The organism is Streptomyces sp. Q2 (assembly GCF_056820935.1).
Genome location: NZ_JBXEJE010000072.1, coordinates 1 through 14,977, shown reverse-complemented (window position 1 = coordinate 14,977; position 14,977 = coordinate 1). Strand labels below are relative to the sequence as shown.

Here is a 14,977-nt window from a genome sequence, read left to right as displayed (position 1 = left end):
GGGCCGAGCCGGAAAAATGATGGACGCGGGCTGAGACGGACAGTTCGACGCGGGCTGAGACCGAAAGAGGCAGGTCCCGATGACCCAATACTTCTCCTACACAGCGCTCCCCGCCCGGATCGTCTTCGGGCGGGGCACCCTCGGTCAGGTCCGCGAGGAGGTCGAGCGGCTCGGCCGGTCCAGGGTCCTCGTCCTGGCCAGCCCGTCTCTCGCCGCGGCGGGCGACCGGATCGAGAAGGCGCTCGGCCCGCTCGCGGTGGGCCGTTTCGACGGCGCCGCCATGCACACGCCGGTCGCGGTCACCGCGAGGGCACTCGACCTGCTGCGGGACGTCGGGGCGGACTGTGTGGTCGCGGTCGGCGGCGGCTCGACGACCGGGCTGGCGAAGGCCCTCGCCGTCCGCACCCAGGTCGACCAGGTGATCCTGCCGACCACCTATGCCGGCTCGGAGGCCACCCCGGTTCTCGGCGAGACCGAGAACGGGCTCAAGACGACCCGCTCCTCGCCGGACATCCTCCCCGAAACGGTGATCTACGACGTCGAGCTCTCCAGCGGCCTTCCCGTACCGATCGCCGTGACCAGTGCCGTGAACGCGCTCTCCCACGCCGTGGAGGCGCTCTACTCCCCCGACGCCAACCCGGTCGTCGACGGCATGGCTCTGGACGCGGTCGGCCGGCTCGCCCGGGGCCTGCGCGGCCTCGCGGCCGACGCGGGCGATCTCGCCGCGCGATCCGACCTGTTGCGGGGCGCCTGGCTGGCCGGCACCTGCCTGGGCGCGGTGGGAATGGGCCTGCATCACAAGCTCTGTCACACCCTCGGCGGCAGCTTCGGCCTTCCGCACGCGCCGGTCCACACGGTCGTGCTCCCGCACGCCATGGCCTACAACGCGTCCGCGGCGCCCGAAGCCATGCGCCGGATCGCCGAGGCGCTCGGCGCCGCGGACGCGCCGACGGCCGTGTACGACCTGATCGTCGCGGTCGGCGGTCCGACGTCACTGCGCGAGCTCGGCCTGGCGGAGGCCGATCTCGACCGCGCCGCCGAACTCGCGACCGCCGTGCCGTACCCCAATCCCGTCGAGCCGACCCGCGACGGCGTCGCGCGGCTGCTGCGCGACGCCTGGGAGGGCACGCGTCCCGCGGCCAGGGTCGCCGCCGGCCCGCCGGGGCTCGACCGGCTCACCGCGCAGGTCGTGTCGACGTTCGCCGGTACGCCGGATCCGCGGCTGCGCCGGCTGCTGTCGGACCTCGTCACCCGACTCCACGCGTTCGCCGTCGACAACGACCTCACCCAGCAGGAGTGGCAGCGCGGCATCGACTTCCTGACCCGCACCGGGCAGCTCTGCGACGACACCCGGCAGGAGTTCGTGCTGCTGTCCGACACCCTCGGCCTGTCCAGCGTGGTCGACCTGCTGTCCAACTCCCGGACCCCCGAGACCACACCGTCCGCGGTACTCGGCCCCTTCTATGTGGCCGGTCCGCCCGAGCTGCCCCAGGGGACGGACATCGCGCAGGGCCTGCCCGGCACGCCACTCTGGGTGGACGTACTGCTCACCGACACCCACGACACACCCGTGCCGGACGCGATCGTCGACGTCTGGCAGTCCAATGACGACGGGTTCTACGACGTCCAGCTGCCCGAACTCGAAGGACCGGTCCTGCGCGGACGGCTACGGACCGACCGCGACGGCCGCCTGCGGTTCTGGTCGATCCTCCCGTCGGAGTACCCGATCCCGGCCGACGGCCCGGTCGGCGCGATGCTCGGTGCGACCGGGCGGCACCCCTACCGGGCCCCACACCTGCACTTCATGATCGAAGCCGAGGGCTGTCAGCGGCTGATCACCCAGCTGTTCGTCGCGGGCGGCAAGTACCTCGACTCGGACGCCGTGTTCGGAGTCAAGGAGTCGCTCATCGTCGACTTCGCACCACGCGGCGGTCCCACCCCCGACGGCCGGGAGGTGGCCGGGGAGTGGCGTGAACTCGGCTTCACCTTCCGGATCGCACATCGCGCCTCGTGAGAGGAGTGCGGCGGCGAGGCGGAGGTCGGCAGGAGCGCTAGGCGAGACCGCCGTTGCTCATCAGCAGCTGTCCGTTGATCCACTGGCCCTGCGGTGAGCAGAGAAAGTCCACGAGGTGTGCGGTGTCCTGCGGGACGCCGAGGCGGCCCAGCGGTGTCTGGCGACGTACGTACTCGCGCACCTCGTCGGACATCCAGCCGGTGTCCACCGGCCCCGGATTGATGACGTTGGCGGTGACGCCGAGGTGGGCGAGCTCGCGAGCGGCGGCCATGGTGATGCGGTCCAGGGCTCCCTTGCTCGCTCCGTAGGGAAGGTTGCCCACGGTGTGGTCGCTGGTGAGGCTGATGACGCGTCCGGTTCCGGGGACGCCGGTGAAACGTCGAGCGTACTCGCGGATCAGCAGCCAGGTGGCGCGCGCGTTGACCGCGAAGTGGCGGTCGAAGCTCTCGACCGTGGTGTCGAGCAGACCGGAGTCGACCGACTCGCAATGACACATCACCAGGGCGGTGACCCCACCGAGGTGACGCTCGGCCTCGTCGAAGACGCGAGCGGGTGCGTCCGGGTCCGTGAGGTCGGCCTCGACGGCCGCGGTGTCCGCGCCGCGCCCGGTGAGCTCTCGGGTGATCGCGTCAGTCGCTCCCCCCTCGACGCCCCAGGACATGCGCTGGTCATAGGGGGTCCAGTACGTGAAGGCGATGTTCCAGCCCGACGCCGCGAGCTGGCGGGCTATTCCGGCGCCGATACCGACCGTGCGGCCGACGCCGGTCACCAGCGCCAGTGGCCGGGCCCCTCCAAAGCCGTGTTCTTCTCCGGTACTTGTCACAGCACTGGATCGTTCGCGACCGGCACCGACGAGGCAAGCGATTTTGTCCACGCGCGGCGGGACGTGGCAAGGGAGTTGGCCGCGGCGGGAGTTCGGGCGGCATGCGGCCTTGGCTAACCTGCACGGGTGACCACCGACCTGACCTTGCTGCCGCGTGTCGCCCATCGCGGACAGGAAGTCACCGCGCCCCGGCTCCGCGGCCTCCTCGCGCTGCTCGCGGGTGACTTGCGCACCGGGTGCAGCACCGAGCGGCTTGTGGCGGGGCTGTGGCCGGACGAGTTGCCGGAGCGGCCGGGAAAGGCGCTGCAGGTCCTCGTGTCCCGGGTGCGGGCGCAGCTGGGCGCCGACGTCATCGCCGGCACACCGACGGGATACCGGCTCACCCTCACCGAGGATCAGGTCGACAGCTCCGCCCTGCTGCTGCACGCCGCCGCGAGCGCGGACCGGGCCAGGGCCGGGGACCACGCGGGATCGCTGGCCGCGGCCGAGGCCGGGCTCGCGCTGTGGGACGGTGCCCCTGACGTGGCCGGCGACACCGACGACCCCGTGGCCGCGCTGCGCTTCCGGCGCGCCCCCGTCCACGGCACGCTCGTACGCGCGCGGGCGCTCGCGCTGGCCCGCCTTGGACGGCACGCGGAGGCGGCCGGGCCGCTGGCCGTGGCCGCCGCGGAGCATCCGCGCGACGAGGAGGTGCTCGCCGAGCTGTTGCGCTGCGAGGCGGCGACGGCGGGCCCTTCCGCCGCGCTGACGCGGTACGAGGCGTACCGCCGGGAGCTGCGCGATCAGCTCGGCACGAATCCGGGCGCCGGGCTCAAGGCCGTACAGCAGGAGCTGTTGCGCGGCGAGGCGCCGGTGGTCAGGCACGGCGTGCCGCACGAGCCGAACCCGCTCCTCGGCCGGGACAAGGACATCGCTGCGGTGGAGCGGCTGCTGCGCGCCTCCCGCGCCGTCACGGTCGTCGGCCCCGGCGGGCTCGGCAAGACCCGGCTCGCGTACGCCGTCAGCCGCCGGGCCGAGCAGCGCGTGGTGCATTTCGTGGCACTCGCCGGCGTCACCGCGGACGAGGACGTGGCCGTGGAGGTGGCCTCCGCGCTCGGCGCCGGCGAGGGCCGGCACGGCGCCGCCGGCGGCCATGCCTCGGCCGACCCGGTGTCCGGCATCCTCGGCGTGCTCGGCGCCGGGCCCGCGCTGCTGGTGCTCGACAACTGCGAGCAGGTCATCCGGGGCGCCGCCGACCTCGTACGGGCCCTGGTCTCGTCCTCGAAGGACCTGCGGGTGCTCGCCACCAGCCGGGCCCCGCTGGGCCTCACGTCGGAGGCGGTGTACGCGCTGCCGGAGCTCGGTCTCGACACCTCGGTCGAGCTGTTCACGCAGCGGGCCCGGGCCGCCCGGCCCGGCGTGGAGCTGCCACCGGACGCGGTGGCCGAGCTGTGCCGCCATCTCGACGGGCTGCCGCTGGCCGTGGAGCTGGCGGCGGCGCGGGTGCGGGTGCTGGCGGTACCGGACATCGCCCGCCGCCTTCGCGACCGGTTCGCGCTGCTGCGCGGCGGGGCCCGGGACGCACCGGAGCGCCACCGTACGCTGCACGCGGTCGTGGACTGGAGCTGGAACCTCCTCGACGAGGAGGCCAGGGCCGCGCTGCGCCTGCTGTCCGTCTTTCCGGGCGGCTTCTCCGGCGAGGCGGCGGAGCAGGTGCTCGGCGAGGACGCGCTGCTCGTGCTGGAGCAGCTGGCCGATCAGTCGCTGCTCACCGTCGCCGACACCGCGGCCGGCGTGCGGTTCCGGATGCTGGAGACCGTACGGGAGTTCAGCGCGGCCCGGCGCGCGGAGGCGGGCGAGGACGTGGAGGCCGTCGGCCGGTTCCTCGCCTGGGCGCGGGACTTCGGGGTCGCGCACCACGACTGGCTCCTCGGCTCGCAGCCGGGGACCGTCTGGGAGCGGATCAGGGCCGAGCAGGACAACCTCGTGCTGGCCCTGCGGCACGCCCTGGCCCGCACGGACGGCCCCACCACCGCCGCCCTCACCGCCGTTCTGGCCGCCCTGTGGTCCACCGGCTCCAACTACCCCCGCCTCACCGCCCTCGCCGCGGACACCGGCCCGCCACTGTCGCACTACTACCCCGAGCCCGAATACGTCGAAGTCGCCCGCGCCGCCGCGGTGTTGTGCACGGCGAGCCTGTTCATGGGCTTCGGCCCGCACGTCGTACGCCAGCTCGTCACCCTCCGGCGGCTTCCCCCGGCCCCGCCGGACACGCTGCTGCGCGCCATCGCGACAGTGCTGAGCGCGGTCCCCGAGATGCTGCCTCCCGACTACGACGTGCTGCAGAGGCTCTGCGACAGCGAGCGGCCGCTGCTCGCCGGCGTCGCCGAGTGCGTCGCCACCTACGTCTGGGAGTACGAGCAGGACATCGACCGCGCGCTCGCCTCGGCTCGGCGGATCATCGCCGCACTGGCGCCGGTCGGTAATCCGTTCCTGCAGGTCATGGGTCACGCCCGGCTGAGCGAGCTGTACATGCAGACGGAGGAGGGCGATGCCGCGTACGGGCACCTCAAGGCGGCGCTGGAGGCGCTGCCTCGGCTGGGTGACGAGCACGACGCCATCGGCGTCCGCTGGGGCCTCGTCCTCGCCTGTCTGCAGCGCGGCGACCCCGACGAGGCCGAGTACTGGCTGCGGCAGGCGGAGGGCGACAACACCCCGCAGAAGGAGGACTTCTACAGCCCCGACTTCGGCGGGCGCGCCGAGATCGCGCTGGCCCGGGGGCTCACCGAGGTCGGGCTCGGCCTGTGGCGCAACGCCGCGGAGCGGATGCCCGCGGCCGGTTCGCAGGGCGGCGACCCCTTCTTCGACCGGTGGGCGCTGCAGGTCCAGTCGGCGGCGGTGACGGCGCACGCGCACGCCGGCCGTCTCGAGCTGGTCGCGGAGCCGGTCGACCGGCTGCGGCATGAGCTGCGGACGCTGCTCTCCGCGCCGTCCGGCTCGCCCATGGAGCTCCCCGTCTTCGGGACGGTGCTGCACGCGCTCGGCATGGCTGGGCTGGCGTCCGGTGACGTCACCGCCGCACGGATGATCGCGCTGGCCGAACGGCTGCGGGTGCTGCGCGAGTTCCAGCCGACGATGTCGGCGGACCGCGCCCGGCAGGCGGTCGGGGCCGCCGGGGACGCTGCCAGGGCGGCGTACACCGACGCGGTGTCGGAGTACGCCGCCCTGGGGCGGGACGAGTTGCGGGACGCGGCCCGCGCTGTCATGGCGGCTACTTCGGGTCGCGGTTGAACAGTGAGGTCGACCAGCGGTAGCCGAGCGCGGTGAGGCCGACGCACCAGGCGATCGCGATCCACCCGTTGTTGCCGATCTCGGTGCCGAGCAGCAGGCCGCGCAGAGTCTCGATGGCGGGCGTGAAGGGCTGGTACTCGGCGATCGGCTGGAACCAGCCCGGGATGGCGTCGATGGGGACGAAGGCGCTCGAGATGAGCGGGAGGAGGATCAGCGGCGTTGCCATGTTGCCGGCCGCCTCGGGGTTCGGGCTGGCCATGCCCATCCCGACCGCGATCCAGGTGAGCGCCAGGGTGAACAGTGCGATCAGTCCGAACGCCGCCAGCCACTCCAGGGCCGTGGCGTCCGTGGACCGGAAACCGATGGCCACGGCGATGGCACCGACGAGGACCAGGCTGGCGAGCACCTGCAGCACGCTGCCGACGACGTGCCCGACGAGCACGGAGCCGCGGTAGACCGCCATCGTGCGGAAGCGGGCGATGAGGCCCTCGGTCATGTCCATGGAGACGGAGATGGCGGCCCCGATCACGGTGGAGCCGACGGTCATCAGCAGGAGGCCCGGGACGACATAGGCGATGTAGGCGGAGCGGTCCGCGCTGCCGCCACCGATGCCCGCGCTCATCGCGTCGCCGAAGATGTAGACGAAGAGCAGCAGCAGCATGATCGGCGTGAGCAGCAGGTTCAGGGTCATGGACGGGTAGCGCCGCGCGTGCAGCAGGTTGCGGCGCAGCATCGTGTTCGAGTCGCGGAGGGCGAGGGAGAGCCGGTTCGGGCGGGCGGGGGCCAGGGAAGCGCTCATCGGACGGTCTCCTTGGGCTGGTTGGGAACCTTGGTCTCGCCGGTCAGGGCGAAGAACACGTCGTCGAGGTCGGGGGTGTGCACGGTCAGCTCGTCCGCCTCGACGCCGGCCGAGTCCAGCCAGTCGAGGATGGCGCGCAGCTCGCGCTGGCTGCCGTCGCTGGGGATCTGCAGCGACAGCGCCTCGTCGTCCCGGGTGGCCTCGCGCAGGGCGACGGCGGCGGACTGGTACGTGTTCGGGTCGGTGAACCGCAGCCGCACGTGCCCGCCGGGGATGAGCCGCTTCAGCTCGTCGGCGCTGCCCTCGGCGGCGATCTTGCCGTCGTTCAACACCGCGATGCGGTCGGCGAGTTCGTCGGCCTCCTCCAGGTACTGGGTGGTGAGGAAGACGGTGACGCCGTCGGAGACGAGCTCACGGATGATCTGCCACATGTTGTGGCGGCTTCGCGGGTCGAGGCCGGTGGTCGGCTCGTCGAGGAAGATGATCCGCGGGTCGCCGACCAGCGTCATGGCGATGTCGAGGCGGCGCTTCATGCCGCCGGAGTAGGTGGAGACGGGCTTCTTCGCGGCCTCCACCAGGTCGAAACGCTCCAGCAGTTCCGCGGCGGTACGGCGGCCCTCGCTACGGGAGAGGTGGTGCAGGTCCGCCATGAGCAGCATGTTCTCCTCGCCGGTGATCAGCCCGTCGACGGCGGAGAACTGGCCGGTGACGCCGATCGCGGCCCGTACGGCCTGCGGGTGGGTGGCCAGGTCGTGGCCGCCGACGTGCAGGTCCCCGCCGTCGGCGGTGACGAGGGTCGACAGGATCTTCACGGCGGTGGTCTTGCCGGCGCCGTTCGGGCCGAGCAGGGAGAACACGGTGCCGGTGGGCACCTCAAGGTCGATGCCGTCGAGGACCGTCTTGTCCCCATAGGCCTTACGCAGCCCCTTGGCCACGATGGCGGGTGAGTGCGATGTCGTCGTCGTCATGCGGCAGAGATTGCGGCAGGGCGCATTCAACGCGGTTTCACGATGGTTTCAGCGCCCTGGAACCGGGGTTGCCACCGGGGTTGTCCCGGGTGGCTGTGGCGCGCCGGGCCCGCCGGAAAACGAGTTTGCGGCAGGGTCACGTCAATCAATCATGGGGGCATGAGCGAGCAGCCGGCGATCAGCACCTTGACCTTGCGGCACAGAATCCCGGACGACTGGGCGGCGGACCCCTGGGCCGAGGTGCGGCCGCTGATCGACGGCGTGGACCTCCTGAAGGAGGTCCACCCGGACGGGCTGGCACTCAGTTGCCGGCACTGGAGAGGTCCGGCCGAGAGCTGGCCGCTGGCGGTCACGGAGGAGCCTCGCAGGATCATGGTCACCGAGCCGTCCTGCACCGCCGGCTGCTGCGGCGCCCTGTATGTCACCATGCGCCGCGAGGGCGAACGCGTGATCTGGGACTCCTGGGAAAACACCAGCAACATCAATGCTCTGCTGACGGAAATCCGCTTCGATGCCGCCCAGTACGAGGCCGAACTCGCCCGGGCCGCGGCGGATCGTGATTGGGAGGAGCCGCTGGACACCATCGCCCGGCTCCTCGAAGAGACCCTCACGGACAGCGGCTGGTTCGAGCGGTGGGACTGCGTCCTCACGGGAGTCTCGCCACGACGCGAGGAGCCGGACCTCCCCGAGGTACTCACAAGCCCCGAGGGCGTCGATGTCGCATTCCATCAGGCCCGGGGGCGGGACGGCCGCATGGACTACTACGGCTACGAGTTGTTCGTCACCCGCGGCCAGTCCGTGGAGGAGCAGGTGGAACGGTTCGCGGCCCACATCCTGGCCGATGATCCGCGGAAGACCGCTGAACTGCGAGATCACTGAGGAGCAGGGGCGGGGTCGCGCCCGGACGGCCGGCTTCCGCGTCCGCCTGTCCGCCGAAGTGGCCGTCGCATCCGCCACGGCCCCGTACAGACGGGCTGACCATCCTTCGGCGACGTTCCACCGTGACGTCTCCCCCGCCGAGTGAGATCAGGGGCGCGGGCGCAGGTCGGGTGCGGTGGGGGGTCGGCCGGTGAGGTTGGTGATCAGGTCGGTGCACAGGTCGCGGAGTTTGATGTTGCGGTGCTGGGAGGCCGAGCGCAGGGTGTCGAAGGCCTCCTCAGCGGTGCATCGGCGTTGGCCCATGACGACGCCGAGGGCTTGGTCGATGACGCTGCGGTACCGCATGGCGTCCTGGAGCTGGTCGGCGAATTCCTGCGTGTCGGTGATGCGTTGGGCCAGGGCGATGGCGCCGGTGGCCTGCGCGGCGAGTGAACGCAAGGCTGTGAGATCGGCCCGTTCGAACGCGTCGGGCGGGCCCGCGTACATATTGAGCGCACCGGCGGTGTGGGTGTGGGCGGCGATCGGCAGGGAGAGGGAGGAGCGGATCCCGCAGGCGCCGGCGTAGGCGGGATAGTCGCCCCACCGGGACTCCTGGAACATGTCGCTGACGATCAGTTCCTCACCGGTGCGCAGGGCCTGCAGGCAGGGGCCGTCGTCCTGCCCGTACTGCTTCTCGTCCAGTTTGGGGGCCGCGGTGCCGGCGCTGACCACGGTCAGCGGACGGCCGTCGCGTTCCAGGGTCAGTCCCGCGCCCTGGGCGTGGGACAGGTCGAGGGCGGCGTCGGCCAACGTCTGCAGGAAGTCTTCGAGTGAGTCGGTCTCCAGCAGCCACTGGGTGAGGTGGCTGGTGGAGTACGGGTCGTCGGCGCTCATCAGTGGGTTCCTTCGCAAGGCCCGCGGCCTGTCGGTGGGCATCTTGGGGTGCCACGGGGGCCTCGGAGTCCCACGTCCGAAGGAACAGCTCCAGTGCGACCACTGCCTGACGCCGGTGAGGTCGCCGACGCAGCGTGGCCTCCTTCTCCCCGAGTACCACTCTGCCCTCCTGAGAACCTGTGCGTCCGACGGCGAGGATCGCGCCCGGGCGCCTCAGCCCTGCGACACGAGGGCGGTGGGACACGGCACGACGGCCGTCACCGTCTTGCCCGCCGAATGGACCCGGACCCGCACGTCCGCCGACAGTTTCCGCACCACGTGCCAGCCGAATCCGCCCGGTTTCCCCGCGTCCAACGGCACCGGCCGGGGCGGCAGCGGGCTGGCGTCCTGTACCGCCACCGTCACCTTCCCCGGGCCCGCGTCCAACCGGAAACCGGTCACGCCGCCGGCGTGCCGCACCGCGTTGGCGAACAGCTCGGACACCACCAGCAGCACTGCCTCGGCCCCACTCCCGCCGTTCGGCGCGGCCACCGACAGGAAGCCACGGGTCACGTCCCTGGCCTGCTCAGCCGTCCGCACGCTGCCGTCATCGACAGGGTCCTGCTCCTGCTCGGACGCGTACACCATCGCGACCTCCGGAAGTTCGGCACCCAGATGTCTCCGACTGCCCAGAACGGGACACATCACGCATGAAACCAGCCACTGGCTGACATTTGTCGCCCGGAAACGGGCTACCGGCCCGCGTCCACTCCCTCGTGAGTGAGCGAACGCCGTGGGCACGCCGCCATTCCGTTGCCGGGCCGACGTGCGCGGCGACCGCGACAGCGCTGATCGGCCGGCTCAGCGGACTCGGTCGTAGACGAGGGCCAGCGTGCCGTGCTCGCCCGCGGCCTGGCTGACGAGCGTCCACCGGCTCGCGGGCAGGCCGTCGTCGAAGAGGCGCGGCCCGCCGCCGAGGAAGACCGGGAAGACCGTGAGCGCCAGTCGGTCGACCTTGTCGGCCGCCAGCAGCGCCTTGATGACGCTCGCGCTGGAGAGCACGAGAATGTCGCCGCCTTCGGTGGCCTGGAGGTCCGCGACCACCTCGACGGCCGGCTTGTCCACGATCGTCGTCCGCTCCCACGGCGACGTGTCGAGGGTGGTGGAGAGGACCACCTTGTCGGTGTCGACGAGCCACTTCGCGAAGCCCTCGTCGCGCGGGTCGGCACCCTCCATACCGATCACGGTGGGCCAGAAACCGAGGAATCCCTCGGCGTTGACCCGTCCGAGCAGGGCGGTCGTCGCCGGCTCCCACAGGCCGGTCAGGTGGTCGCGGGCGATGTCGGTCACGGCGTACGGCATCACCCACCCCATGTCCAGCGGGTTGTCCGGCGCGGCGTAGTGGCCGTCTAGGGACAGGGCCATGTTGGTGACGACTCGGCGGTCGGCGATCTGCCCTGTCATTTCGTGCTCCCTGTGCCGGTGCTGTCGATGTCGGTGCTGTCGTCGGTGTCGTGCGCGCCCGCGGCGAGGGTCGCGGCGAGCTTGTCGAGGCTCTGGCCGAAGCCGATCTCGATGCCTGCGACGAAGTCCGCGGAGTCGACCGTGCTGTCGGTGATGCGCCAGTGGACGTCGAGGTCCGTGCCCGCGTCGGCGGGACCGAGGACCATGTCGACGTGGGCGGTGAAGGCGAGGAGGCCGTCGGGAAGCAGCGGGGACAGCCGGTAGGCCAGGCGTTCACCGGGGCGTACGTCGTCGACCACTCCCTCCGCGCGCCCGGCGACCGGGGTGGAGTCGTCCGCGTCTTCCACGTCGCGGTACTCCTGGAGGATCCGCCCACCGGCTCGCGCTTCGAAGACGAGCTCGGAGACACGGAGATCTTCGGGGGTCCACCAGCGCGCGAGCAGGACGGCCTCGGTCAGGTGGCGCCAGACCAGCTCGGGGCGCCCTGGGAGCGACCGGTGGAACCTGAACGAGCGGCCGTCGGCCCACCCCGACTCCTCCGCGGCGAGCCGCTCCGCCTGGAGGCTGAGCTCGTAGCGGCCGTATGTCGCGCGCGGGCCGCCGACCTCGTCCGCGGTGTCGGCGAGTCGGCTCAGCACAGCCGCCAGGTCCCGCAGGGGACCAGGCCGGAGTGCGTAGACACGGCGCTGACCGGTGCGCTGGGAGGTCACGACGCCGGCGCGCTCAAGGGTCTGCAGGTGCTTGGTCGTCTGCGGCTGGCGTGCGTCGGCGAGCTGAGCGAGAACGCCGACCGAGCGGGGCCGCTCGGCCAGCAGGCCCACGAGCCGCCAGCGGGCCGGATCGGACAGTGCGGCGAGGAGTGCGTCCATAGAAAGAAGTATTCCCCATGGAGAATATTCGCGTCAAGGAATAGTTGGGGTTCGGTGCGCCCCGGCCATAACCTCGTGCATGGTGACGTCAGATGCCATGCGTATCCACTGTGAGGAGGCGACGGTGCTCGGTAGGGGGATGCGTTTACTCGTGTGCGCCTTGGTCCTGGCCTGCCTGGTGCTCGTCGGCCGCAGTGCACCGAGCGGTGCCCACTTCGCCGGGTCGCTGCCCGCCGAACCCGTCAGGGATGTCGTACCGAACCGGGTCATGACCTGGAACATCTGCAACCCTTGCGAACCGGGCGACGTTGACCGGGCAGCGGAGATCGCCAGGTACGCGCCCCAGGTCATCGGCCTGCAGGAAGCGTGCGCGCGTGACGTCGCGAGGGTCCGCAACTATCTGGAGAGCCGTTACGGGCTGACCTATCACGTCGAGTACGGGACCGTTCTCCGCAACTGGGGCCGCTGCGGCGGAGCGCCGTGGAATCCGGGGGGCTACGGCCAAGCGATCCTCTCGGCGGCACCGATGACCGACCGCGTCAACGTGGAATACCCCGACGGTGGGTCCGAAGACCGCGGGTACATGGCAGTCACCACGACGGTGGGCGACCGGCCCGTCCGGGTCTTCAACACGCACCTTGCCGAACGGCGTCAGGAGACGGTCCGGGCAGCCCAGATCGGCGTACTCGCCGCAGCAGTCGCCCGGCACGACCGCGCGATCGTTCTCGGTGACTTCAACGCCGTGCCGGACGCCCCCGAACTCACCAAGATGTGGGCGCTGGCCTCGGATACGGACCCGCAGTGCCGTCCCTCAGCCACCGGCGACTGCGAAACGACCACGGACTGGCAGAGCAAGTTCGACTACGTCTTCCTGCGAGGCGTCGTCCCGCTCGAGCACCGCGTCCATCCGACCCCGTACTCGGACCACGACCTGGTGCACGCCGATGTGGACACGACCTGAGACCGCGACGTGGCGCTCGGGACCCGCTGCCGCTCAGTCCCGCGACCGGCGCGCGAGCATGCCCCCGCGTTTCAGCGAGCTGGGGACGAGTGAGGTGTCCACGGACGCCACGTCCCGCAGCCAGGGGGCCCCGTGGCGCGGTGATCACCGTCATGGCTGGACCGGCCGTGCGTGCCGTACGGCGTTCAGGAGGCTGTCCCACGAGTCCTGGAACTTCTGGATCCCTTCGGTCTCGAGCACGTGGGCGACGTTGCGCCAGGAGATTCCCAGGCCGGTGAGGACATCGAGGTCGGCGCGCGCCTGCTTGTAGGTCCCGGTGATGGTGTCGCCGGTGATCTCGCCGTGGTCGACAGTGGCGTCGAGCGTGGTCTCCGGCATGGTGTTGACCGTGCCCGGCGCCACCAGACCGGTGACGTACAGGGTGTCGGGACGCGACGGGTCCTTGACGCCCGTCGAGGCCCAGAGAGGGCGCTGCTTGTTCGCCCGCGCCCGGTGGAGGGCGGCCCAGCGGTCGGAGGACCCGCTGGATCCGTCGGCAGAGCCGAACACCTCCTCATATGCCTGGTAGGCGAGGCGGGCGTTGGCCAGGGCTGCTGTGCCGCGGGCCCGCCTGGCCTCGGGACTGCCGATCGCGTCGAGACGCCTGTCGATCTCGGTGTCGACGCGGGACACGAAGAAGGACGCCACGGAGTGGATCCCGGAGAGGTCCAGGCCGCGCTGCTCGGCCTTCTCCAGGCCGGCGAGGTAGGCGTCCATGACCTCGCCGTAGCGCTCCACCGAGAAGATCAGCGTGACGTTCACACTGATACCGAGGCTCACGACCTCGGTGATCGCGGGGAGACCCGCCTTGGTGGCGGGGATCTTGATGAGGGTGTTGGGACGGTCGACCAGCCAGGCGAGCTGCTTGGCCTCGGCGACGGTCGCGGCCGTACCGTGCGCCAGTCGTGGGTCGACCTCGATGGAGACCCAGCCGTCGCGGCCACCGGTGGCGTCGAACACCGGCCGCAGGATGTCGGCCGCCGCCCGGACATCCGCCGTCGTGATCATACGGACCGCCTCGGCGACCGTCACCCCACGCAGCGACAGCTCACGGATCTGGTCCGCGTAGTCGTCGCCCCTGCCGACGGCCTGCTCGAAGATGGTGGGGTTGGTCGTCACGCCGACCACGTGCTTGCGCTTGATCAGTTCGGCGAGGTCGCCGGAGGTGATCCGCCTGCGGGAGAGGTCGTCCAGCCAGATCGCGACGCCTTCCTCGGAGAGGCGCTTGAGCGGGTCGCCGGTCATGGAAGTCGCCTCTCCTACCTGGTGGGGCGTGCTGTCGCGGTCGCCGTCCGGGGCGCAGAGCGCGTCACGAGCTGCGGCGGCCACGTTCTCGGCGGTGAAGCCGAACTCGCGGAAGAGCACCTTGCCGTCGGCCGAAGCACCGAAGTGCTCCAGGGAGACGATGCGCCCGGCGTCGCCCACGTACTTGTGCCAGGTGAGACCGATGCCGGCCTCGACCGCGACGCGGGCCTTCACGGACGGCGGCAGGACGCTCTCGCGGTACTCCCGCGGCTGCTCCTCGAACCACTCCACGGACGGCATCGACACCACCCGGGTGCCGACCCCCTCGGCCTCCAACTGCTCGCGCGCCTCGACGGCCACGTGCACCTCGGAACCGGTCGCGATCAGGACGACCTCGGGAGTCTCGGTGGAGGCCTCGAACAGGACGTAACCGCCGCGAGCGGCAGCCGGGTTCGGCGCGTACGTCGGCACGCTCTGGCGGGTGAGCGCGAGGCCGTGCGGGGCGGGGTTGGTGGCGTGCCGCTTGAGGATCTCGGCCCAGGCGATCGCGGTCTCGTTGGCGTCGGCCGGGCGGACCACGTTCAGGCCCGGGATGGCACGCAGGGACGCGAGGTGTTCGACGGGCTGGTGGGTGGGGCCGTCCTCGCCCAGGCCGATGGAGTCGTGCGTCCACACGTACGTCACCGGCAGCTGCATCAGCGCGGACAGGCGCACGGCGTTGCGCATGTAGTCGGAGAAGACGAGGAAGGTGCCGCCGTAGATGCGGGTGTTGCCGTGCAGGGCGATGCCGTTCA

At 71.4% G+C, this 14,977-nt stretch carries 12 protein-coding genes and 1 pseudogene; 4 read left to right on the top strand and 9 right to left on the bottom strand.

The window, feature by feature from the left end; genetic code table 11:
* The first annotated feature begins 79 nt into the window (after positions 1–79).
* A complete protein-coding gene (locus ACWBNA_RS45175) occupies positions 80–2,014 on the top strand; it encodes a maleylacetate reductase and hydroxyquinol 1,2-dioxygenase domain-containing protein (RefSeq protein ID WP_482710422.1) in 1,935 nt (644 codons plus the stop codon).
* Between the two features lie 37 nt (positions 2,015–2,051).
* Here the strand turns inward: ACWBNA_RS45175 and ACWBNA_RS45170 are convergent, their stop codons facing one another.
* A complete protein-coding gene (locus ACWBNA_RS45170) occupies positions 2,052–2,837 on the bottom strand; it encodes an SDR family oxidoreductase (protein WP_482710421.1) in 786 nt (261 codons plus the stop codon).
* A gap of 126 nt (positions 2,838–2,963) precedes the next feature.
* On the opposite strand from ACWBNA_RS45170, the gene ACWBNA_RS45165 reads away from it, so the two are divergent.
* Positions 2,964–6,107 carry an ATP-binding protein gene (locus ACWBNA_RS45165; RefSeq protein WP_482710420.1) on the top strand — a complete coding sequence of 1,048 codons (3,144 nt, stop codon included), beginning with the start codon at positions 2,964–2,966 and terminating at the stop codon, positions 6,105–6,107.
* Here ACWBNA_RS45165 and ACWBNA_RS45160 read toward each other — a convergent pair.
* Positions 6,088–6,906: an ABC transporter permease gene (locus ACWBNA_RS45160; RefSeq protein ID WP_482710419.1), complete on the bottom strand. Its 819-nt coding sequence runs from the start codon at positions 6,904–6,906 to the stop codon at positions 6,088–6,090. The genes ACWBNA_RS45165 and ACWBNA_RS45160 overlap by 20 nt on opposite strands.
* Positions 6,903–7,874, bottom strand: a complete 972-nt coding sequence (locus ACWBNA_RS45155; protein WP_482710418.1) for an ATP-binding cassette domain-containing protein — start codon at positions 7,872–7,874, stop codon at positions 6,903–6,905. The genes ACWBNA_RS45160 and ACWBNA_RS45155 overlap by 4 nt, the downstream gene beginning before the upstream one ends.
* A gap of 159 nt (positions 7,875–8,033) precedes the next feature.
* On the opposite strand from ACWBNA_RS45155, the gene ACWBNA_RS45150 reads away from it, so the two are divergent.
* Positions 8,034–8,753, top strand: coding sequence for a hypothetical protein (locus ACWBNA_RS45150; protein WP_482710417.1), 720 nt, complete (start codon positions 8,034–8,036; stop codon positions 8,751–8,753).
* Positions 8,754–8,900: 147 nt separating this feature from the next.
* On the opposite strand, the gene ACWBNA_RS45145 is transcribed toward ACWBNA_RS45150, so the two are convergent.
* From ACWBNA_RS45145 to ACWBNA_RS45130, 4 genes are all read right to left on the bottom strand, one after another.
* Entirely contained in the window at positions 8,901–9,626 is a 726-nt protein-coding gene (locus tag ACWBNA_RS45145) for a GAF and ANTAR domain-containing protein (protein ID WP_482710416.1), read from the bottom strand.
* A gap of 213 nt (positions 9,627–9,839) precedes the next feature.
* Positions 9,840–10,253, bottom strand: coding sequence for an ATP-binding protein (locus tag ACWBNA_RS45140; protein WP_482710415.1), 414 nt, complete (start codon positions 10,251–10,253; stop codon positions 9,840–9,842).
* Between the two features lie 213 nt (positions 10,254–10,466).
* Positions 10,467–11,069, bottom strand: a complete 603-nt coding sequence (locus ACWBNA_RS45135; protein ID WP_482710414.1) for a dihydrofolate reductase family protein — start codon at positions 11,067–11,069, stop codon at positions 10,467–10,469.
* Complete coding sequence (locus ACWBNA_RS45130) at positions 11,066–11,938, bottom strand: metalloregulator ArsR/SmtB family transcription factor (protein WP_482710413.1); 873 nt, start codon at positions 11,936–11,938, stop codon at positions 11,066–11,068. Before ACWBNA_RS45130 ends, ACWBNA_RS45135 begins: the two co-directional genes overlap by 4 nt.
* Before the next feature lie 79 nt (positions 11,939–12,017).
* On the opposite strand from ACWBNA_RS45130, the gene ACWBNA_RS45125 reads away from it, so the two are divergent.
* Entirely contained in the window at positions 12,018–12,899 is an 882-nt protein-coding gene (locus ACWBNA_RS45125; RefSeq protein ID WP_482710412.1) for an endonuclease/exonuclease/phosphatase family protein, read from the top strand.
* A gap of 150 nt (positions 12,900–13,049) precedes the next feature.
* Here the strand turns inward: ACWBNA_RS45125 and tal are convergent, their stop codons facing one another.
* Together tal and ACWBNA_RS45115 are read right to left on the bottom strand one after the other, a co-directional pair.
* A complete protein-coding gene (tal, locus tag ACWBNA_RS45120) occupies positions 13,050–14,183 on the bottom strand; it encodes a transaldolase (RefSeq protein ID WP_482710438.1) in 1,134 nt (377 codons plus the stop codon).
* 141 nt (positions 14,184–14,324) lie between these two features.
* Positions 14,325–14,945: pseudogene (locus ACWBNA_RS45115) on the bottom strand (transketolase-like TK C-terminal-containing protein); the annotation flags it as partial.
* Between the last annotated feature and the right edge of the window lie 32 nt (positions 14,946–14,977).